Here is a 20,524-nt window from a genome sequence, read left to right as displayed (position 1 = left end):
TTTCGTTCCGATGGCCGCATGCGACGCAGCGATCGTATATTTGAACAGACAGTTAACTGCCGGGGCGGACCGTCCGTCAGTCGTCGAGCGTCGCCAGGAGTCGGTCGATCTCGTCCCGGCGGACCGCCGGGACGCTCCCCTCGACGGTCCGCGCGAGCGCGGCCGTCACGACGCCCGTCCGGAGCGCCGCCTCCACGTCGTCGGTCGCGGCCAGTTCCGCGCAGAAGGCCCCCGCGAACGCGTCGGCCGCGCCGGCGTCGTCACGGGTCTCCGCCTCGACGGCATCGACCGCGTGGACGGTCCCGTCGTGGAGCGCGGTCGCACCCCGCGCCCCGTAGACCACGACCGTGTCGAACCCGTGCTCGGCCGCGAGCGCGTTCGCCGCGGCCGCGGGCTGACCGTCCTCGTCGAGCACCGTCTCGGCGTCCGCCTCGCTGGTCAGGAGCACGTCCACGGCCGGGAAGAACTCCGTCAGCGTCTCGCAGGCCGCGTCCGGCCCGTCCCAGCGGTCCGGCCGGTAGGCGATGTCGAGGGCGGTGGTCGCACCCCCGTCGCTCGCGGCCTTGAGGTAGCGTGCGGTCGCGGTCGCGGCGCGGGGGGAGAGCGCCGGCGTCGCGCCGGTCGTGTACGCGACATCGGCGGCCTCGACACGCGAGACCGGCACGTCGTCCATCGAGACGCCGGCCATCGCCGCGCCCGCGTGGTCGTTGACGGCCGCATCGCCGCGGGGTGGGCCTGCGCGCTCCTCGAACGTCAGCCCCACGCGGTCGGCCTCGGTGCCCGCGTCGACCCACTCGACGACGACATCGATATCGTACCCCCGGAGTTCGTCGGCCACGCGGTGGCCCAGCGGCGTGTCGGGCAGCCGCGAGAGCCACGTCGCCGCCACCCCGGTCCGGCGAGCGGCCACCGCAGCGTTGCTCTCCGGCCCGGCCGCGCGCACGCGGAGCCGGTCGGCCGTCTCGAGCCGCTCGCCGGGAGTCGCGGAGAGCCGGAGCCCGGTCTCCCCGAACGTCACGAGTTCGGTCATGCCCGGCGGAAGGCGCCCGGGTGGTTTAGTTGGGGCGGTCGGTCGCGTGTGTCGCCACTGGCAGACTCGGGTCGCCGCCGCCGGTGCCGCGTCGCCGGCTGGTCAGACCGGCTCGTCCGGCGGCGGGGTGACGAACGTACACACACTGAGGCTCGCCGAGAGCCGCCAGTTCCCGACTGCCGCCCTCCAGTCGCCAGTCGGTGGTCATCGCACTCGCCGGAGGCACAAGAGGCCACCCCGGTTGCAGCCTCGGCTACCCAGCCACGGGCACCATCGTCACCCTACGCCCGACGATGGGAGTGCCCGGGGTAGTCCCGCTCGAAGCGGTCCTCGATCTCCCCGAAGTCGAACTCCACGAGCGTCGGGCGCCCGTGCGGGCACGCGTACGGGTTCTCGCAGCCGTCGAGCGCCTCCAGCAACGAGACCACGGTCCCCTCGCGGAGCGACTCGTTACCCTTGATGGCGGGGTAGCAGGCCATGTCGCCCAGCAGTGCATCGACGCGCTCGGTCACGGTCGCGTCCGGGTCGCCGGCGGCGAGGTCGGCCAGCAGGTCCCGGACGAGGTCGGGGTCCATCGCGTCGGCGAGAACGGCCGGGACCGCCGAGACACGGACGACCCGGCTCGCGTCCCCGTCCCCCTCGTCCGCGAGCGCGACCGACAGGCCCAGGCGTTCGAGCGCCGCGCCGCGCTCGCGGACGAGTTCGGCCTCCTCGCTCGTGACGGCCACGGAGACCGGTTCCGCGAGCGTCTGCGTCGTGACGGGCCCGTCGAGGAACTGCTCGCGGAGCGCCTCGTAGTTGACCCGCTCGTCGGCGGCGTGCTGGTCGACCAGGACGAGGCCGTCGTCGGTCTCGGCCGCGAGGTACGTCTCCGAGAGCTGGCCGAGCACCCGCATCCCGGGGAGCCGGTCGAACGCGAACGAGCGGTCGACGGCCTCGCCACCGAGCGTCCGCTGCTCGGTCGCACCGCGGAAGCGTCGGTGCGGGTCGTGGCCCTCGTCGGTCGGTCCCGTTCCACCCGAAGCGGTGCCCCTCACGGGCGCGCTGGCGTCCGGCCCCGCGCCCGCACCGGGTGCGGTCCGGGCACCGGCAGCGGCCTCCTCGCTGCGGTCCTCGTCGGGAGTCGCCGCCCCCGTCCGGCCACCGGGACCGACGCCGGTCGTGGAGGCCGCGGACCCGGAGCCCGCCGAGCTGTCACCGGACTCGTCCACGTCGGGCGCGGCGGTCGGCGCGATGCCGTCGCTCTCGGCGACGCGCCAGCGACCGGGGTCGGTGTCGGTCCGGGCCTCCCGCTCGGCCGCGTCCGGGCCGGGGTCCTGAACGCCCGGGTCGGGCGCCGTGTCGGTCTCCTCGGCCACCCAGCGGCCGTCGTCGACACGGCGTGGCTCGTCGCCGGTCCCCGCCAGCGAGTCCGACTCCAGCACGGCGCGCTCCGGGCTGATCTCCGTCTGTTCGGGCTGGGAGCGCCCGCGCGGCGCCGACGAGCGGACGAGTCCCGCCTCCAGCAGCGCCGAGCGCACGGCGCGCTTGACCTGCCGGCGGACGCCCTCCTCGTCGGCGAACCGGACCTCGCGCTTGCGCGGGTGGACGTTCACGTCAACCTCGTCGGCGGGCAGCGACAGGAAGAGGGCCGCGAACGGATAGCGGTCGCCCGCGAGCTGTCCACCGTACGCCTCCACGATGGCCTCGCGGACGGCGCGGGCGGTGACCCAGCGGCCGTTGACGTAGACGTTGAGGTACTCGCGACCGGAGCGGGTCGTCTCGGCGTCGCTGACGAGGCCACAGATGCCGTCGAGCGGGCCGTCCGGGTCGGCGTCGGCCGGGGCATCGTCGGGACGGGCAGCCGCCCGCGCGGCATCGCTCGTCGGGTCCGCGCCGCCCCCACCGACCAGCACCGTGCCCTCGGCGACCTCGCGGCCGTACACCGCGAGCATCGCGCCGCGCAGGTCGCCCTGCCCGGGCGTGGCGAACGTCTCGCGGCCGTCGTGGGTCAGCGAGACCGCCACCCCCGGGTTCGCGAGCGCGTAGCCCGCGACGACGCGGTTGACGTGGGCGAACTCGGTGGCGTCGCGCTTGAGGTACTTCCGGCGCGCGGGGACGTTGTAGAACAGGTCCGCCACCTCGACGGTCGTCCCCTCCGGACAGCCAACGCGCTCGACGCTCGTGACCTCGCCGCCCTCGACGACGAGTTCCGTGCCCGTCTCGGCCGCGTCGTCGGCGAGGTCGTCGCGGTCGCTCCGCGGGCGCGTGCGGACGGTCAACCGCGAGACGGCGCCGATGGCGTGGAGCGCCTCGCCGCGGAAGCCGAGCGTCCCGACGCCGGATTCGAGGTCGGAGACGTCCCGTATCTTCGAGGTGGTGTGCTCGCGGACCGCGCGCTCGACCGCCTCGCGGGTCATCCCGACGCCGTCGTCCGAGACCCGGATGCCGTCGCTGCCGCCGGCCTCGACGGCCACCTCGACGCGGGAAGCGTCGGCGTCGATGGCGTTCTCGACCAGCTCTTTCACCGCACTGGCGGGTCGCTCGACGACCTCGCCGGCCGCGATGCGGTCCACCGTCGCCGCGTCGAGTTCGTGGATCTCGGGCACTGTTGACGGGGGAAAGGTGGGGGGAAAGGTGGTCGTTACGGTCGGAGGCACCACGGGGCCGGCCAGTAAGTGCATACCGCTCCCGCGAGAACGGGAGACATGGAGCGTGATACGCTGACCCGGCGGGACCTGCTCGCGGCCGCCGGCGCGGGCGGCGCCGGCACGCTGGCGGGCTGTTCGATGCTCGGCGGGAACGGCGACGGCGGCTCGACGGCGGCGACCGAGGCGCTGGGCGAGGAGCGGGCGGGCGAACTGGCCGAACGGTTCGCCCCCACGCTCCAGTTCGACGCCGACGAGACCTGGTTCCCGACCGACCCCCGGCCGTACGCGACCGACCGGGACGGCGAGCGGGTCGTCACCGGGTTCGACGCGGTGAACGGCTATCTGGCGGCGTACGAGCCCGACGCGCCCCCCGCACCGACGGTGTTCTACAACGGCCGGCGCTACCGGGACTCCCCGCTGGAGGTGGTCCAGTTCTGGTGGTACTCGGCGTTCGACCAGTTCACGACCAACTTCCACTGGCACGACTGGGAGGCCCTCCACGTCTTCGTCGACGGCGAAACGGACACAGCACAGCTGTACGTGGCGAGCGCGCACTCGCGGTCGGTCCCCAACAACGAGTTCATCGACCCCGGGCGCCGGCCGCGGGTCCTCTCGGAGCTGGGGTCACACTCCAGCGCGCTCTCGCTGAACGAGCTGGCCGACAGCTTCCAGCGACTGCCGCTGGGCGAGGCTGCCGCGGACGTGACCAACGCCACCCTGGGCGTGGTCGAGGCACTGGCGGAGCTCCCGGTCGCCTACGGACTCCCCCGCGACGAGGGGTTCCGGCTGCCGTACGCCATCCCCGAACTGGACGACGCACCGGTGTACGAGCACCCTGAGCTGCCGGCGTTCGAGCGACGGCATCTCGCCCCACCGGAGCTCACCGTCCGGTCGTTCACGGAGCTGGCGAGTCCGCCATCCGAGCTTCCCGAGCGGCGGTCGGGCCTGGCGCTCGGTCCCGAGGGCGATGCGACGTACGACCTCGTGCCGACGGCCGAGGCCGAGGACATCGACGCCTTCGTCGGGCCACAGCTGAGCTTCGAGTTCGCCGTGCCCGGCTTCGTGGAGGACGCCGTCGCGAGCCACCTCACCGCCACCGCCACGCCGTGGAAGCAGTCCCGCTACCGGAACCCGGCGACGGATATCAGCGACCCCAACCACCGGGCGACACTGGCCGAGCGCTACGACGCCATCGGCGAGGGCGGCCCGGCGGCCCGGCTGGTCGCCGCCGTCCGGGACGTGACCCCCGACAGTGACGCCCCCGAGGGAGAGGGCGTGACGACCGAGGAACCGACCGTCGAATCCATCGCCCTCGTCGAGAGCGACCCCGTCGCCGTCCCCTCCTTCCAGGGCGCCATCGTCGCGGACGTGCCCGCGGGCGAGCACCGGCTGACCGTCAACGGCGCCGGGCGCGCCCCCCACAGCGAGCGCGTCGAAGCCGACGGGCCGACCGCGGCGGGCGCCGATGGGACGGTCGCGATGGTCGCCAACGAGGACGCACGGAAGCTCCGCATCGACACGGAGGGGACCGACGACGACCTCCGGCGGGCCGCCGTCGAGGACGACTTCGGCGGCCGCATCTACGACAGCCGGCTGGACGGCCGCGACGCCGTCTACGTCCACCGCGACGGGGCCTACACCGCCGAGGTCCGGGACGCCGACGACGAGGTCGGCGCGTTCCGGGTCAACCCCGACCCCGACCCCGACCCGGACGCGGACGAACCGGTGACCGTCGACCGTCCCCGGACGGGGAAGGCCTCGCTGGCGGGGTTCCTCGGGTCGCTCTCCGGCGAGACCCGCGCCGCGGTCATCGACGCGGCCGACGGGGACGATGGGAGTTCGGACGGCGATGACGACCGGCAGGGCGGCGGGAACCGGACCATACCGTCCGGACCGGCTGGCGGGCTGGCGACCGCGCTGGACGCGGTCCGACGGTCGGCGGTCAGAGCGCTGGAACGCGCCGAGCAGGGCGACGGGCAGGGCGCCGACCGGCAGCTCCAGGCCGTCGCGACGCGGCTCGACCGGGTGGGCGAGGCGCTGTCGTCGGCCCGGGGGAACGTCCCCGGGGCGACCGCGAACGCCGTCGACCGCCGACTCTCGCAGCTCCAGCGCCGGACGGAGCAGGCGCTCGATGCCGAGAAGCTGTGAGACGAGGGACGGGGCCGGACGGGGGACGTCCCGGTCGACAGCAGGATACGCAACATACCCGCCCACTACGCTGTCCAAGGGGACCCTGGTTCCCGAGACACCAGCGCCCACCCGGTCGCGAGGACGAGCGAGCCCAGCACCGGGAACGCGACGGCGAAGCCGTACAGGAACACCAGCAGGAGGCCGCCACCGAGGCCCGTGGGCGGGTCGGCCGGGTTCACGAGCGTCAGCGTCGTGACGACGAACGCGAGGACGGCGACGCCGCCCCAGACCAGTATCTCTCGGCGGCTGCCACGGAGTGCGGCTCCGAGCGGCAGACACGCGGCGAACGGGAGCGCCAGGCCGAGCGACCGGGCCGTCGCGCGGAACGGGTCGTACGCGTCGATGGCGTGTTCGAGCGCGAACAGTACGGCCGAGGCGAGCACCAGAACGACGCCGGCGCCTGCCGCGAGGCGTCCCGGCGTCCACTGTCGCCCCCTGACGGCCGGATGTGTCGCCGCGAGACCGATGCCGACGGCCGCGAGCGCGGGAACCGACACCCAGCCTGGACCGTTCGCGAGGCCGGGGAGCAGTGCGCCCGCGGCGCCGACAGCAGCCAACACGCTACCGTAGGCCACCGGACCGCGCTCGAACTCGTGACCGTGGGCGGCGGCTGCCACGACCGCGAGGGTGCCGGCGAACAGAAGCGTCTGACCGAGGACGAACCGCCCGAGCGCCCCGACGACGATGGGGAGCGTCGCGAGCGCGAGTGCGGCGGCCGTCCGGAGTCCCCGGTCGGACGGCGCCCCGAAGGCGACGTACGGCGACCCGTCGAGGGACGGCCCCACGTACCCGGGGCCGGCGACGGAGCCGGTCCACGTCACCGTCGACCCGTTCACGCTGCCGCTCGCGGGCGTGTTCGTGACGACCGTCCCGGATGGCCCGCGAATCGAGAACCGGTCGGCGTTGAGCCGGATTCCGGTGCCGTCACCGCCGGTGTGGAGGTAGTCGACGACGAGCAGGCCCGCGTGACGCTCGGCGGCATCCGGGTCGTGCAGGACGACGACGGCGGTGTCACCCTGGGGCCGGGCGGCGCGAAGGGTCGCGTCCCGGGGCGGACCGTACTCCCGGTCGGCGAGCCCGCGAGCCGTCGCGTCGAGCGCGTCCGGATCCTCACGGAAGCCGTCCGTGGCGTTCAGCCGGTTGCAGATCGTCCAGGTGGCGCTGCCGTTCCCGTGGACCTGTACGAGCGCCGTGCTCTCGTGGACGGTCACGTCGACGCCATGGTCGGCGGCCGTCCGCTCGAACAGCGTGCCGCAGGCGGGACAGACGGGCCGTGGCGGGGAACTGGCCGCGGCCGGCCCGAGCACCGCTCCCGCGAGAAGTGCAACCGCGAGCGCTACCGCGACGGCGGCCGGGCCACGCATGGCGGATGGGTGACCGTCGCCCGATAAGTGCTTTGTCGGGGGGCGGCTACGCGTCCGGCGCGACCAGCGTCGACACCCGCGCGTTCTCCTTCAGGTGCAGGCCCGCCTCGGGCACCGAGAGCGGCACGCGTGGCAGGGCCGTCACGTGCATCGTGGGATGGCTGGCGCCCCGCTCGACCAGCGCGTCCCGTGGCTGGAGGACGAGCGGCTCGTCCGTGTCCAGCGACTCGTTGTACTCGACCAGGTACGTCCCGGGCGAGAGCGTCCACCAGCCGTAATCGTCGTCGGGGTCGTTCTTCACCGTCTCCAGCGGCGTCGTCTCGACCGGTTCGAGTTCCCCGCCAACGAAGTCGACGGCGCCGGGGGCGGTGACCGCGTGGACGGCGTCGACGGTGAGGTCGAACCCCACGCCCTCGGTCTGGGTCGGTTCGTGGACGATGCCGGTGAGGTGGTCGGCGAGTGACATGAGCGGGCGTTCGGCCGGCCGTCGAAAAAGCGTCGGGGCGGCCGCAGGATGCGGGACGGCCCGGTCCCCCTCAGTCCTCCCGCGCGGCCGCGAGGTGCTCGCGGGCCTCCTCGCGGGTCATCCCGCGGACGCCACAGGAACAGCCCAGCAGCTCGGGCTCCCCGCGCTCGTCGACCTGCTCGTCCTCGACCACGACCAGCCCCTCGTCGGGGTCGTAGTCGTAGCCGACGCGGTAGCTCACCTGGACGACCCCCTCGACATCATGGTCGGCATCTGGGTCGGGCTCGGCGATGGCCCGCTCGTGTTCGTCCTGCATCGATTCCTTCCACTCCTCGAGGGGCGCCTCCGGGTCGCGCTCCGGGTCGTCGCTCATACCCGGTCCTGCGGGGGCGGGGACAGAAAGGTCACGGCTGGCGGTGCGGAACGGCGGGGGGCCGCCCGGCACAGCAGCTGGACCCGCGGGCGGCGCGACCGCTGGGGCGTGGGAGCGACGCCGGGCGGAGTGCCCGGCAGTCAGGGAAGGAAGGGGAAGGTGGGAGCGTGTGTCGGAGTTCAGGCGCTGACGTCCTCGGAGACGTCGTCGACCTGGCTCTGGATGTCCTCGGAGACCTCGTCGACCTGCTGCTGCAGGTCGTCGGCGGCGTCCTCGAGCTGCTCGGTCGCGTCCTCGATGGACTCGCTCAGCTGGCCGGCGCCGTCCTCGAAGTTCTCCTGGAAGCCGTCGAGCTGGTCGGCGACCTGCTCCTCGAACTCGTCGCCGCGGGACTCGATCTCGTCCTGCAGCTCCTCGATCTGGTCCTGGAGCTCCTCCAGGGCCTCGACGGTCTGGTCCTCGAGGTCCTCGCTGGACTCAAGGAGGGAGTCGACCTGCTCGTCGAGGTTCCCGAGGAAGTCGTCGAGGAACTCGTCGACGGAGTCGGCGCCGTCGCGGACGTTCTCCTCCAGCTGGTCGGCGGCCTCCTCGCGGTTCTCGGCGAGGGTGTCGAGCTGCTCGTCGATGCTCTCGCGGAGGTCACCGACGACCTCCTGGTCGCTCGGGAGCGCCGCCTCGATGGCGTCGAGGTAGGCCTCCACGCCGGAGCGGGCGAGGTCGGCGCCGCTCTCGGAGACCTCGCGGGTCGGCTCGATGGAGTCGACGAAGGCCTCGTTCACGTCGCGCTGGATGTTGACGGCCGTGTGGATACCGTCCTGGGCGGTCCGGATCGCACTGCGCTGTGCCTCGAACGCGATACCGAACGGGGAATTGCTGTCTGCCATTGTACTCCATCCTATGTCACGGACGCATATAAAGTTTGGGTATAGAAACCATTCGTTACCAGAGAGGACCAACGAATGTCAGAGCAGGTTACAGGGGAGGACGGTACCGGTGGCCCCGCCTTGGCGCCCCGGGCGGAGACGGGTCCCCGCACTCACCTCGTACGTGCGTCTCCGGGGCGGTAGCGCTGTTGCCCGAATAGACCGGGGTGTTTATCCAGAAGGTCGAGCACGCGGAACGAGGGTGTCAGACCCTCACGTGGACGGGCACGGGAGCCGTGATGGCCCCCCGAGGCCGTAATCACCACCCCGACGTGATGTGACACGTGTGGGCGCCCGCGCGAACGATACTACCGATGGCAGTAGGTTTTACATCCGTGCGCTCGCCCCCGCTGTATGGCAGACCCAGGCACGTTCGAGGGGTACGGCGGTCGACACGTCCCGGAGCCGCTGGAGGAGCCGCTCGCCGAACTCGCGGGCGCGTTCGACCAGCTGAAAGAGGACGAGGAGTTCCAGCAGGAGTTCGAGTACCTGCTGGAGCATTTCGGCGGCCGGCCGACACCCGTCTTCCACGCGGAGACGCTCAGCGAGCGCTACGACGCGAACATCTACTTCAAGCACGAGGACCTGCTCCACGGCGGCGCCCACAAGCTCAACAACACGCTCGGGCAGGCCCTGCTCGCGAAGCGGGCGGGCAAGGAGCGCCTCATCGCCGAGACCGGCGCTGGCCAGCACGGCACCGCGACGGCGATGGTCGGCGCCCTCCTCGATATGGACACGACGGTCTACATGGGTCGCCACGACATGCAGCGCCAGGAGATGAACGTGTTCCGGATGCGGCTGATGGGCGCCGACGTCGAGCCGGTCGAGCGCGGCAACGAGGGGCTCGCCGAGGCCGTCGACGCCGCGATGGAGGACCTCGTCGAGAACACCGCCGAGACCCACTACCTCGTCGGCAGCGCCGTCGGGCCGGACCCGTTCCCGCGGATGGTGCGGCATTTCCAGTCGGTCATCGGCCGCGAGGCCCGCGAGCAGGTCCAGGAACTGCACGGCGACCTGCCCGACGCCTGCGTGGCCTGCGTCGGCGGCGGCTCCAACGCCATCGGCCTGTTCCACGCGTTCAAGGACGACGACGTGGCCTTCTACGGCGCCGAGCCCGCCGGGAAGGGACTCGATTCCGGGCAGCACTCCGCACCGCTCTCGGCCACCGAGCGCGAGGAACCCCAGGTGTTCCAGGGGATGAAGACCCGCGTCATCGACGAAGAGACGGAGAACCACTCCGTCTCCGCGGGGCTGGACTATCCTGCCGTGGGCCCCGAACACGCCGCACTACAGGAGCTGGGCCGCGCCGAGTACCACGGCATCACCGACGACGAGGCGATGGCCGCGTTCCGCGAACTCAGCGAATCCGAGGGCATCATCCCCGCCCTGGAGCCGAGCCACGCCATCGCGCTCGCCTGCAAACTGGCCGAGGAGGACCGCCACGACACGCTCCTGGTCAACCTCTGTGGCCGCGGGGACAAGGACATGCAGACGGCCGCGGAGTACTTCGATCTGAGCTAGGCGGGACGGGCCAACGGGCCCGTCGACGAGCACCCCCGGAGCCGGGCTCCCCGTTCCGGCCCGTCACTCGGCCTCCCCATCGGCACCGGTCGCCCGGAGGTACTCCTCCAGCAGCGTCGGGAAGCGCCCGCCCCGGACGTAGCGCAGACCGAACTCGTCGGCCCAGCTGACGATGCCGCGGTCCTCGGTCACGACACCGGCGTCGAGTTCGCGAGCGAGGATGAGCAGGTCGAAGTCCTCGCGCGAGTCCAGCACCCCCTGGCGGAGCGCCCGGCGGTACTTGTCGCGCATCTTCGAGAGGATGCGGTCGGCCTCGGTCACGTAGTCGTTGCCCTCGGCCGCCAGCGCGTCGGGGTCGAGCTGTTCGACCTCGCGGAGCGCCTCCTCGCTCACCCGCAGCCCGCGGTCGACGCGCCCGGACATCTCGTCGATGAACTCGTAGACGATGTCCGCCGGGATGGTGACCCCATAGCGGTCCGGACTCTTGCGGACGACCCAGGTGTCGAGCCGCTCGAACACCTCCTCGCTCACCTCGCGGTCACGGAGCATCGTCGTCAGCTCGTCGTGGATGGAGGGCGGCATGTAACAGGAGATGTTCAGCTCGAGCCGTGCGGTCGCCACCAGGTCCAGCAGCCGGAGCACCGCGTCCTCCAGCGACTCCTCGTCCTCGCGGATCTCCTCCGTGATGAACAGCGACGTATCGAGGACGAACTGCTGGCGCGGGAGGTCGCCGGGCATACCTGGGGGTTGCGGGCCGGTGTACAAAGGTATCACCCCGCCCCAGGGGTGCTCCGGGCGGCCTGCGGTCGGTCGTCCCACGCCCCCTGGGAACCACCCCCGTTACTTTTCAGCGGCTGTGGCCTCCCCTGGGACATGGACGAAGCGTGGTTCGACCGGCTGGACTCGACCGCCGACGAGCCCGCGGAGCTGTTCGAGCACTTCCGCGAGCGCGAGTTCGAGGGGCGGACGTACCACGCGCTGTCGGACACCCGACACGGCGTCGAGCGCGGGACCGTCGTGCTCGGGGACGGCACCGTCGTCCGGGGCTATCCGAGCGTCGCGCGGGTCCTCGCGCTCGACGCCGGCCTCCGGTCCGTGTTCGACCCCGACGAGACCATCCACGTCGAGGAGAAACTCGACGGGTTCAACGTCCGCATCGTCCGCGTGGACACGGCTGATGAGGCGAATGGTGACGCCGAGGCTGCCGACGGGACGACGGTCCTCGCGTTCACGCGCGGCGGGCACGTCTGCCCGTACACGACCGCGCTGGCCCGCGAGCGGCTGGAGACGGCGGCCTTCTTCGACGACCACCCCGGGCGGATGCTGTGTGCCGAACTCGTCGGCCCCGAGACGCCGTACACGACTCACGACTACGACGGCATCGAGACGAACGCGTTCCGCGTCTTCGGCGTCCGCGAGCGCGCCGCCGGCGTGCCGCTGCCGGTCGCCGAGCGCCGCGACCTCTGCGACCGGTACGGCTTCGCCCAGCCGCGGCTGTTCGGCAGCGCGGAGCCGGCCGCCGCCGTCGAGGTGGTCCGCGAGGCCATCGCCGACCTCGACGCGGCCGGCCGCGAGGGCGTCGTGCTGAAGGCCGCCGACGGCCGCTCGATGGTGAAGTACACGACCGAGGCACAGCACCACGACGAACTGGCGTACGCCTTCTCGCTCCCGTTCGATCTGGGGCAGGACTTCGTCTTCTCGCGCATCGTCCGCGAGGCGTTCCAGGCCGCCGAGTTCGACGAGGACGACGAGCGGGTCCGCGAGCGGGCCCACGACCTCGGGGAGTCGATACTCCTCCCGTTCGTCGAGACCATCCACGACGTGGCGTCCGACGAACCGGTCGGCGAGCGCCACACCGTTCGCGGCGACCCGGATACCGTCGAGGCGTTGCTGTACCACCTCGGCCAGCAGGGGCTCTCGGTGGAGATAACCGACGACCGCTGGGAGGACGGCGAGCGGGTCGTCGAGTTCGTCAAGGCCGCCGCGGCGACCCGCGACCGCGTCGAGTACTACCTGGAGGGCGGGACGTACGACGAGTGAGCCGGGCGGCGGGCGGCCCGCCCCTCGCAGCCACCCCCCGTTTCCAGTCGAATCCGGCAGTCGGTGAACGGTCGGGGCGGGGAACTGGGCGGCGTTCAGTTCCCGTTCCCGCTTCCGACGGGCCCGTTCTCGACGACGACGGTGTCCGTGCCGGAGAGGCCGTGATGTCCACCGACCTCGCGCTCCCACTTCAGGGTCGCCTCGTGTTCGCCGTCGGGGAAGCCGGTCCCTCCGAGCGGGAAGATCAGCACCACGCCCGGGTCGTCCTCGTCGGTCATGATGCTCCAGCGTGGCCGGACGCCGTGGCGGTCCTCGGCCATGTAGCCGAACCGGTAGTGGGCGTGGTCCCGGTGGGGGCCTGCGAACTCCTGATGGGGGTCGAACTCGTCGTTCGGCGAGACCCGGACCGAGACGAACCGGTCGGCGTCGGCGTCGACCACGTTCGGCGCCTGGCCCGGGAGCACGTCGATGTCGATCTCGTCCGGGAAGTGTGCGGCGGCGGTCCCCGCGAGCGCCGGGACGGCGGTGGTCGCGGCGACGGCGCCGGCCCCGCGGCGGAGGAGTGTTCGACGGTCGATGCCTCGTGTGGGGTCGTCGGGTGCCATGCTCCGGCGGTGCGTGCTCCCGTGATTAGTCGTTCTGGTCGAACCGTCGAAACCCGGTGGTACGACCGTCGAAATACGGTGGTTCGGTTCTCGGAAGCCACCCGATATCGCCGCTGGTCGGCGGCCTCGCGAGGCTGGGGCGCGTTCCCATATGGTGGGAGCCGGTGGCACCATCAAGGTGGGTTCGGCCCCTCCTCCCGTGCGATGACGGACGAAGGTGACGCGGCGCCGGACGGGAGGTCTCGCTCGAAGGGGGAGTGGACCGCCGTCGACGCCCCGCGGTCGGACGGTGAACCGGAGTGGGAGCTGTTCCTGCGCGAATCGCCGACCGAGCCGCTCCGCCACGCCGGGAGCGTGACGGCGCCTGGCCCCGAGGCCGCCCACGAACGCGCGACGGGACTGTTCCCGGAGGCGACGACGCTCTGGTGCTGTCCGGCGCCCGAGATTGCCCGGTTCACCGAGCGCGACCTCGGGAGCGACTACCGCGCGGCCGGGGACGGGGGTGAACGGGCGTGATATCGATCAGCAAACTCCTCTACGATCTCGACGCGGCGGGCGACGGGCTCCGGTACGGCGCCGACTCCGACGCCGAGCAGATCCGCGAGCGCCGCCAGCAACGCCCGGTCGTCGTCTGGAACACGACCAAGCAGTGCAACCTCTCGTGTGCGCACTGCTACGCCGGCGCCGACTGCGGCTCGGCGCCCGGCGAACTCACCACAGCGGAGGGGAAGGCGCTACTCGACGAGCTCGCCGACTACGGCGTCCCGGTCGTCCTGTTCTCCGGCGGCGAGCCGCTGGTCCGCGATGACCTGCCCGAACTCGTCGCGCACGCGAGCGATGCCGGCCTGCGACCCGTCCTCTCGACCAACGGGACGCTGCTGACCCGCGAACGGGCCCGCGAGTTGCGGGACGCCGGCCTCGCGTACGCCGGTATCTCCGTCGACGGCGGCCGCGAGACGAACGACGCCTTCCGGGGGGAGGCGGGCGCCTTCGACGCCGCGGTCCGGGGCATCGAGGCCTGCCTCGACGCCGGCCTGAAGACGGGCCTCCGCTACACCGTCACCGAGCAGACCGTCGACGACATCGCCGACGTGGTCGACCTGCTGACCGACGTGGGCGTCGACCGCTTCTGCTTCTACCACCTCGCCTACGGCGGCCGTGGGGTTCCCGAGGCTGATCTCACCCCCGAGCGCCGGCGCGAGGCCATCACGGAGCTGGTCGAGTTGACCCGCGAGTACCACTCTGGCGCCGGCATCGAGACGCTCCTGGTGGGCAACTACTGTGACGCCGCGTACCTCGTCGAGTACGCGCGCGAGGCGTTCGGCGAGGAGCGCGCCCGCCGGGTCCGGCGCCATCTCGAGCGCAACGGCGGCGACCCGGCCGGCGAGCGCGTCGCGGACATCGACTACCTGGGGAACGTCCACGCGACGCAGTTCTGGCAGTCCTACAGTCTCGGCAACGTGCGCGACCGTCCGTTCGGCGCCATCTGGGACGACGAGTCGAACCCCCTGCTGGGCCGTCTGCGCGACCGCCCCGACAGCCTCGGCGAGCAGTGCCGGTCGTGTGCGTACGCCGACATCTGCCGCGGGGCCTCACGGCTACGTGCGCTGACCGTGACCGGCGACATCGCAGCGACGGACCCGCAGTGCTATCTCACGCCGGCCGAACGCGGCGCCGGCACACCGGCGGGCGACGGCGGGACGGCCGACTGAGCGCCGGCGGACGGGAGGCGAATGGGGGGAGCCGTAGAAGACTGTCAGAGCCGTTTCGACATCCGGAGGTCGCTGCCGGTCGGGTCGTCGACGGTGAACCCCGACTTCTCGTAGAGGCCGCGCGCTCGCGTGTTCCCCCAGGTGACCAGCAACCAGACGTACGCGACACCCTGCTCGCGCGCGTGGTCGAGGCCCGCATCGAGGAGCCGCGAGCCGACGCCGGCTTCCTGATATGCCTGGTGGACGAATATCGCGAGTTCGTGGCTCCCGTCCCCGTCGGGGACGAACACGACGTGTCCGACGACACGGTCCCCGTGCCAGGCCAGGACGGAGGGACCGTCCAGCACGCTGTCGAGCCACGACTCGATGCTGTCCGTCCGGACCGGGGGAATCCCCTGGGCGCGCTGGGCCGGGTCGAACGACTCGTACATCCCGACGAGCGCGTCGCGGTCGCTCGGCTCGTACGGTCGGAACCGTATCTCCCGGCCGTACTCGTCCTCGAACGCCTCGCGAACCGACGGACCCCATCGACCGCCCGACGACGGGGCACGGCGCCCTTCGATCATGCTACCCACCCCGAGTCTCGCGCCGCACCTGTGCCCGGCTGTGCGCCGCTGGGGGCACGCCACGCGGCCCGCGCAACGGGGGGTCTCAGGGAAGCCATCACTACACCCGTATAGGGACCGTCAACTGAAATGACCTTCGGATTAAACAGCGTAAGCAGATATGTGGATTATTACCCGATAGTGTAAACAACTCCCCGGAACGGAAGGGCAGTGTACCGAGTGTGCGAACGGGGCGGCGAGCCGAGCAGCGCCCGCGGACCCGGGGTCGCCGACGCCCCGCCCCCGAACATCTTCGGGCGAAGGCCCAGGCCGCTGGCCGTCGGAGTTCGGGATGTCATGAGCACCGAACTCGACATCCGCGACCTGCCGCCGTCCGAGCGCCACGACCGCATCCACGAGGCGTTCACCGAGGTCCCGCCGGGCGAGGCGCTGACCATCGTCAACGACCACGACCCGCAACCGCTGTTCTACGAGTTCCAGGCCGAGGTCGAGTCGTTCGACGCCGACGGCTACGAGGTGGAGCGCCGCGGTATCGAGGAGTTCGTCGCGACGCTTCCGAAGCTCCCGGCCGAGGAGGTGGAGGGATGAGCGCCGACCGCGCACACGACCTCGACGCGGTCGACCCGGACGATGCCGTCGTCGTCGACCCCGCGGACCCCGCGCTCGCCGAGGACCACGACGGCTCCTGGTCCGTCAATCTGGAGCAGCCGGTCCACGCCGACGACCGCGACCGCCTCGTCCGCGCGGCGCTGCTGGCGGTCGAACGGACCGCGCCCGGTCACCACGTCAACCTCGTCACGCACGGCGACCACGGCCATCCCGAGGGCTACCTCTACGCCGAGCTGGACGCCCGTGACCTCGACTACGAGTTCGTCGAGCGGTGTGGCTGTGGCGGCTTCGTCACCCGGGTCCACGTCCGGGAGTGACGGTCGGAGGGTCGACCGGAGGGCCGGCTGGAGAATCAGTCGAAGGGTCGGTCGGAGGTTAGTGGCTACGTGCCTGGCGGCTCCACGTCGAGGTCCGTGTCGAGCCGGTCGGCGACGAACGCCTTGATCACCGACTCCTCGGCCCGGTGGAGGAGCTCGCTCAGCGTCGAGTTCGCCATCTCCAGCTCGTCGGCCAGCTCGGAGAGGGTGGCCGTCCGCGGCGTGTCGTAGTATCCATGCTCCAGCGCGGCGAGCAGGGTCTCGCGCTGCTTCTCGGTCAGGGGTGCGGCGGCCTCGACGGACTCGTACAGCCGGTCGAGCGAGTAGGTGACACCGAGGTCGTCGAACGCCTCGCCGAGCGCGGCGATGCGGTCGCGCGAGGCCGTCAGCTCCAGGTGTGCCTGGCCGTCGCTGATCTCGACGGGGAGCGAGAGCGGCACGCCGGATGCCTGCACCGACGCGAGCAACAGCGGCTGCGAGGTCTCGAACTGGATGACGACACCGTCGGCCTCCTGCCGGATGGGCTCGACCGCCGTCACCGCCGGCGCGTCACGCATCCACGCGAGGACGCCGTCGGGGTCGTCGGTCCGGACATCGACCAGCCCGAACCCGTCCTCGTCGCGCGGGACCGCGGACAGCACCCGGAACGTCGCGTCCGGGAACTCCCGGGAGACTGCACCGATCCAGACCGCCGGCGGCAGTGTGACCGTCAGCTCGGCGTGGGGCATTGCTCGGACCGTGGACCCCGACCCTGTTCAACCCGGCGCCCGACATCTCACCCCCGGTTCCCAGTGTGTGGGACTTGTCCGCACCGTTGGTAGGGACCGGTCCGTACCCGCCCCCATGCGACCGACCGACCTCGACACCGACCGTCGCCCGTTCGTCCTCGTCTGGGAGGTGACGCAGGCGTGTGACCTGGCCTGTGACCACTGCCGGGCGGACGCGACGCCCGAGCGCCACCCGCAGGAGCTGTCGACCGGGGAGGGGAAGGCACTGCTCGACGAGGCGGGTCGCTTCGGGGCGGACGGCGACGACCAGCTCGTCGTCCTCTCCGGGGGCGACCCGATGAAACGCCCGGACATCCCCGAACTCGTCCGGTACGGGACCAACGCCGGCTGCCGGATGACGCTCACGCCGTCGGGCACCGACGGGCTCGACCGCGAGATGCTGGCCATCCTCCACGGGCGCGGGCTCCAGCGGCTCGCACTCAGCCTGGACGGCGGCGACGCCGCGAGCCACGACGCCTTCCGGGGTGAGGCGGGGAGCTTCGAGACGACCGTCCGCGCGGCCGAGCACGCGCGCGAGCTCGGCCTCCCGCTCCAGGTCAACACCACCGTCTGTGCCCAGACCGTCGACCAGCTGCCGGCCATCCGCGAGCTGGTGCGCGAGCTGGGGGCGGTGCTCTGGTCGGTGTTCTTCCTCGTCCCGGTCGGCCGGGGCACGGCCCTGGATTCCATCTCGCCCGAGCGCGCCGAGCGCGTGATGAACTGGCTCCACGACGTGAACGACGACGCCCCGTTCGCGGTGAAGACGACGGAGGCGCCGTCCTACCGGCGGGTCGCGATACAGCGGCTGCGCGAGCGCGTCGGCGAGTCGGACAGGCAGACCCCGCCCACCACCCCGAACGGGGCGATGGAGCGCCGGACCGGCATCGTCGCCGGCGACGGCTTCGCGTTCGTCAGCCACGTCGGCGAGGTCTACCCGTCCGGCTTCCTCCCCGAATCCGCGGGCACCGTCCGTGAGGAGTCCGTCGTCGACATCTACCGCGAGTCCGAGCTGTTCCGGCGCCTGCGCGACCGCGACGCGCTCTCCGGGAAGTGCGGGGCCTGCGAGTTCCGCGGCGTCTGTGGGGGGAGCCGGTCGCGCGCCTACGCCCACACCGGCGACCCGCTCGCCAGCGACCCGCTCTGCTCCTACGTGCCCGAGGGCTACGACGGGCCGCTGCCCGGTCCCGAACACGAGAGTGTCGATTTCGCCAGTGGAGATTGACTCTCGATTGTAATTCGAGTGGCAAGCGAATATATCGGAGCATATCGCGATATCTCTCGAAATATTTCTGATTCTCGGTCCTGTTCGGTCGCCCTCCCGAATATATTCGGGATGATGTCTTCGCCGGTGGCCGGCGACCGTTCGCGTGATGACCACGATGACCGACCGTGGCGCCGACCTGCGCGAGCTGGCCGCCGACGTGGCCGAGGAGCCGGTGGTCGCGGACGCGTGGCTGGCCAAGAGCTTCACCGACCGGGTGCTGGTGGTGACGGTCGAGCCGGATGCGGAGCTGCCCGACGGCATCCGCGAGCAACTCGCGGCCCACGGCCTCCGGGGCGCCAACGAGGTGTACGACTCGGACGGTCCGGACCCGTCGGCGATGGGCACCGCCGGCGAGGGCCGTCGGCACCGCTTCGTGGACGTGCGGACGCGGGGCGAGTACCAGTCGTACGTGGTCGACTGACCTCCCGAACACGTTCGGGGCAACCGCGAGGAGGTGTGGCTGCCTGTTCCCGGATATGTCACGCGCCAGGCGACTGCCGGAGTTCGAGCACGCACCGACCGACCGGCCGCGAGAGCGGCTCGACCACGTCGAGGCGGGCCCGCCGACGCCGCTGAAGGAGACGCTGGAGCGGCTCGTCGACCTCCCGGACGAGACGGTCCTCGTACAGTTCAACGACCGCGCACCGCAACACCTCTACCCGAAGCTGGACGACCGCGGCTACCGGTTCGAGACCGTCACGGCCGACGACGTGGCGGTGACGGCCATCTGGAAGTGAGTCGGAGGCGACGCCCGCTCACACCAGCCGCGTCAACAGCAGGCCGCTCCCGAAGATGAGGGCGTTGTAGCCGCCGTGGGCGACCATCGCCGCGACCACCGAGCCGGTCCGCTCGTAGAGCCAGCCAAAGGAGAGGCCGACGAGGAGGATGACGCCGAGCGAGAGCGCCGCGCTCGGTCCCGAGGCCACCACGAGCGTCGGAACGTGGACCAGCGCGAACAGGACGCCGGCACCGAGGATGGCGCCGGTCGCCGAGAACCGCTCGCGGAGGTACTTCTGGATGGTCCCGCGGAACAGCAACTCCTCGGCAGGACCGACGACGAGGAGCGACGCCGGAATCATCACCGCCAGCAGCGTCTCGACCGGGATGGGCGTGTCGACCAGCGACGGGGGCGAGGGGTCGAGGCCGAGCGCCACCGCGCCGGCCACCACGACGGTCCGGAAGGCGAACGCGCCGAGGGTGACGGCAGCTACCACCCCCCACGCGCTCGGCAGCCCACGGTCGAAGTACGTCATCCCGCGGTCCGTGATGAGGACGAAGAAGGCGGCCGCGGCCACGAAGCCCGCCTCTCCCAGCACGACCGAGAGGACGAACGTCTCCGGGGTCACCGCCCCGAGGAGGACGGCCGGGAGCGAGAGGAGGGTCGACATCAGGACGCCGAGGACGGTGAGAGCCACGGCGCCACCAGCGTACCACCAGACGGAGCGCTGGTCGGGCGCTGGCGAGGGGGTCGCCGATGCGGCGGGCATGCTCGCACTTCGGCGACCGAGATGAAGAATCCGGTGCCGGCTGTCGTGGGGAGTCCGGCCCGTCGACCGGCTCGCTCAGGTGTACTGCTCGACCAGCGAGACCAGTTCGCTCTTCTGCTTGACGCCGACCATGCGCTCGACCGGCTCGCCGTCGGCGAACAGGTACATCGTCGGGACGCCCTGCACCTGGTACTGGGTGGCGAGCTGGCGCTGCTGGTCCACGTCGACCTTCGCGACGGTCGCGTCCGTCTCGGCGGCCAGGTCCGCGACGATAGGTTCGAGAATCTTGCACGGACCACACCAGTCTGCATAGAAGTCGACGAGGACGACACCGCCCTCGTCGAGGAGGGACTGGAACTCGTCGGGGCCGCCGACGTGGACCGGCTCGTCGCGGCCGGGGGGACTGTCACCTCCCGATTCAGCCCGCGATCGCAGTTCCTCGGCCTTCCGTGCTCGTGCCTCCGACAGGTCGCTGTCTGATTCGCTCATCGACACACCGTACTCGCCTGTTAGATTTAAGAGTTTTGCACAAATACAGCAATACAATCCGGTCGTCGGTTCCTCCTCTCCGGTCTGCGCGGCAGCGCACGGCGAGGTGGCGGCGCCGTTGCCGGGGGACCCCACGGAGTTCAGTTCCACCCCGGAATCCGACCGTTTTTG

Annotated in this window: 22 protein-coding genes; 10 read left to right on the top strand and 12 right to left on the bottom strand. The window is 71.6% G+C overall.

Annotated features, from left to right (window positions below; all coding sequences use genetic code 11):
* Nucleotides 1-76 precede the first annotated feature (76 nt).
* Complete coding sequence (locus tag NL114_RS08040; protein ID WP_254824272.1) at nucleotides 77-1,030, bottom strand: PfkB family carbohydrate kinase; 954 nt, start codon at nucleotides 1,028-1,030, stop codon at nucleotides 77-79.
* A gap of 281 nt (nucleotides 1,031-1,311) precedes the next feature.
* Nucleotides 1,312-3,618, bottom strand: coding sequence for a DNA mismatch repair endonuclease MutL (gene mutL, locus NL114_RS08035; protein ID WP_254824271.1), 2,307 nt, complete (start codon nucleotides 3,616-3,618; stop codon nucleotides 1,312-1,314).
* Nucleotides 3,619-3,717: 99 nt separating this feature from the next.
* On the opposite strand from mutL, the gene NL114_RS08030 reads away from it, so the two are divergent.
* Nucleotides 3,718-5,808, top strand: a complete 2,091-nt coding sequence (locus NL114_RS08030; protein WP_254824270.1) for a hypothetical protein — start codon at nucleotides 3,718-3,720, stop codon at nucleotides 5,806-5,808.
* A 65-nt stretch (nucleotides 5,809-5,873) separates the two neighbouring features.
* On the opposite strand, the gene NL114_RS08025 is transcribed toward NL114_RS08030, so the two are convergent.
* The 4 genes from NL114_RS08025 to NL114_RS08010 all read right to left on the bottom strand — a co-directional run bounded on the left by NL114_RS08025 (nucleotide 5,874) and on the right by NL114_RS08010 (nucleotide 8,937).
* On the bottom strand, nucleotides 5,874-7,214 hold the full coding sequence (locus NL114_RS08025) for a hypothetical protein (protein WP_254824269.1): 1,341 nt from the start codon (nucleotides 7,212-7,214) through the stop codon (nucleotides 5,874-5,876).
* A 46-nt stretch (nucleotides 7,215-7,260) separates the two neighbouring features.
* Nucleotides 7,261-7,680 carry a dCTP deaminase/dUTPase family protein gene (locus NL114_RS08020; protein WP_254824268.1) on the bottom strand — a complete coding sequence of 140 codons (420 nt, stop codon included), beginning with the start codon at nucleotides 7,678-7,680 and terminating at the stop codon, nucleotides 7,261-7,263.
* A 70-nt stretch (nucleotides 7,681-7,750) separates the two neighbouring features.
* Entirely contained in the window at nucleotides 7,751-8,053 is a 303-nt protein-coding gene (locus tag NL114_RS08015; RefSeq protein ID WP_254824267.1) for a hypothetical protein, read from the bottom strand.
* Between the two features lie 179 nt (nucleotides 8,054-8,232).
* Complete coding sequence (locus NL114_RS08010) at nucleotides 8,233-8,937, bottom strand: hypothetical protein (protein WP_254824266.1); 705 nt, start codon at nucleotides 8,935-8,937, stop codon at nucleotides 8,233-8,235.
* A 393-nt stretch (nucleotides 8,938-9,330) separates the two neighbouring features.
* Here NL114_RS08010 and trpB point away from each other — a divergent pair, with 393 nt between their 5' ends.
* Nucleotides 9,331-10,497, top strand: a complete 1,167-nt coding sequence (gene trpB, locus NL114_RS08005; RefSeq protein ID WP_254824265.1) for a tryptophan synthase subunit beta — start codon at nucleotides 9,331-9,333, stop codon at nucleotides 10,495-10,497.
* A gap of 63 nt (nucleotides 10,498-10,560) precedes the next feature.
* Here trpB and NL114_RS08000 read toward each other — a convergent pair whose 3' ends face one another.
* The gene (locus NL114_RS08000) at nucleotides 10,561-11,235 is read right to left on the bottom strand and encodes an RNA ligase partner protein (protein ID WP_254824264.1); all 675 of its coding nucleotides are present in this window, start codon (nucleotides 11,233-11,235) and stop codon (nucleotides 10,561-10,563) included.
* Between the two features lie 135 nt (nucleotides 11,236-11,370).
* On the opposite strand from NL114_RS08000, the gene NL114_RS07995 reads away from it, so the two are divergent.
* Nucleotides 11,371-12,537, top strand: a complete 1,167-nt coding sequence (locus tag NL114_RS07995) for an RNA ligase (RefSeq protein ID WP_254824263.1) — start codon at nucleotides 11,371-11,373, stop codon at nucleotides 12,535-12,537.
* Between the two features lie 95 nt (nucleotides 12,538-12,632).
* On the opposite strand, the gene NL114_RS07990 is transcribed toward NL114_RS07995, so the two are convergent.
* Entirely contained in the window at nucleotides 12,633-13,142 is a 510-nt protein-coding gene (locus NL114_RS07990) for a hypothetical protein (RefSeq protein WP_254824262.1), read from the bottom strand.
* Nucleotides 13,143-13,346: 204 nt separating this feature from the next.
* Here NL114_RS07990 and NL114_RS07985 point away from each other — a divergent pair, with 204 nt between their 5' ends.
* The gene (locus tag NL114_RS07985) at nucleotides 13,347-13,658 is read left to right on the top strand and encodes an Htur_1727 family rSAM-partnered candidate RiPP (RefSeq protein WP_254824261.1); all 312 of its coding nucleotides are present in this window, start codon (nucleotides 13,347-13,349) and stop codon (nucleotides 13,656-13,658) included.
* Entirely contained in the window at nucleotides 13,655-14,854 is a 1,200-nt protein-coding gene (locus NL114_RS07980) for a TIGR04347 family pseudo-SAM/SPASM protein (RefSeq protein ID WP_254824260.1), read from the top strand. The genes NL114_RS07985 and NL114_RS07980 overlap by 4 nt, the downstream gene beginning before the upstream one ends.
* Nucleotides 14,855-14,898: 44 nt before the next feature.
* Here the strand turns inward: NL114_RS07980 and NL114_RS07975 are convergent, their stop codons facing one another.
* Nucleotides 14,899-15,420, bottom strand: coding sequence for a GNAT family N-acetyltransferase (locus NL114_RS07975; RefSeq protein ID WP_254824259.1), 522 nt, complete (start codon nucleotides 15,418-15,420; stop codon nucleotides 14,899-14,901).
* Between the two features lie 336 nt (nucleotides 15,421-15,756).
* Between NL114_RS07975 and NL114_RS07970 the strand changes: the two genes are divergently transcribed.
* Together NL114_RS07970 and NL114_RS07965 are read left to right on the top strand one after the other, a co-directional pair.
* The gene (locus NL114_RS07970) at nucleotides 15,757-16,008 is read left to right on the top strand and encodes a DUF2249 domain-containing protein (protein ID WP_254824258.1); all 252 of its coding nucleotides are present in this window, start codon (nucleotides 15,757-15,759) and stop codon (nucleotides 16,006-16,008) included.
* On the top strand, nucleotides 16,005-16,346 hold the full coding sequence (locus NL114_RS07965; RefSeq protein WP_254824257.1) for a CGCGG family putative rSAM-modified RiPP protein: 342 nt from the start codon (nucleotides 16,005-16,007) through the stop codon (nucleotides 16,344-16,346). The genes NL114_RS07970 and NL114_RS07965 overlap by 4 nt, the downstream gene beginning before the upstream one ends.
* A 65-nt stretch (nucleotides 16,347-16,411) precedes the next feature.
* Here NL114_RS07965 and NL114_RS07960 read toward each other — a convergent pair whose 3' ends face one another.
* A complete protein-coding gene (locus NL114_RS07960; protein ID WP_254824256.1) occupies nucleotides 16,412-17,074 on the bottom strand; it encodes a helix-turn-helix domain-containing protein in 663 nt (220 codons plus the stop codon).
* A 115-nt stretch (nucleotides 17,075-17,189) separates the two neighbouring features.
* Between NL114_RS07960 and NL114_RS07955 the strand changes: the two genes are divergently transcribed.
* From NL114_RS07955 to NL114_RS07945, 3 genes are all read left to right on the top strand, one after another.
* Entirely contained in the window at nucleotides 17,190-18,335 is a 1,146-nt protein-coding gene (locus NL114_RS07955) for a TIGR04053 family radical SAM/SPASM domain-containing protein (RefSeq protein ID WP_254824255.1), read from the top strand.
* 148 nt (nucleotides 18,336-18,483) lie between these two features.
* Entirely contained in the window at nucleotides 18,484-18,798 is a 315-nt protein-coding gene (locus tag NL114_RS07950; RefSeq protein WP_254824254.1) for a hypothetical protein, read from the top strand.
* A gap of 55 nt (nucleotides 18,799-18,853) precedes the next feature.
* Nucleotides 18,854-19,114, top strand: a complete 261-nt coding sequence (locus NL114_RS07945) for a DUF2249 domain-containing protein (RefSeq protein WP_254824253.1) — start codon at nucleotides 18,854-18,856, stop codon at nucleotides 19,112-19,114.
* Nucleotides 19,115-19,132: 18 nt separating this feature from the next.
* On the opposite strand, the gene NL114_RS07940 is transcribed toward NL114_RS07945, so the two are convergent.
* Both NL114_RS07940 and trxA read right to left on the bottom strand, forming a co-directional pair.
* The gene (locus tag NL114_RS07940; protein WP_254824252.1) at nucleotides 19,133-19,864 is read right to left on the bottom strand and encodes a CPBP family intramembrane glutamic endopeptidase; all 732 of its coding nucleotides are present in this window, start codon (nucleotides 19,862-19,864) and stop codon (nucleotides 19,133-19,135) included.
* A 75-nt stretch (nucleotides 19,865-19,939) separates the two neighbouring features.
* Nucleotides 19,940-20,353, bottom strand: a complete 414-nt coding sequence (gene trxA, locus NL114_RS07935) for a thioredoxin (protein WP_254824251.1) — start codon at nucleotides 20,351-20,353, stop codon at nucleotides 19,940-19,942.
* Between the last annotated feature and the right edge of the window lie 171 nt (nucleotides 20,354-20,524).

The sequence above is a fragment of the Haloglomus halophilum genome (genome assembly GCF_024298885.1).
In the GTDB taxonomy this organism is placed as follows: domain Archaea; phylum Halobacteriota; class Halobacteria; order Halobacteriales; family Haloarculaceae; genus Haloglomus; species Haloglomus halophilum.
This window is presented reverse-complemented; position numbering and strand designations above follow the sequence as displayed.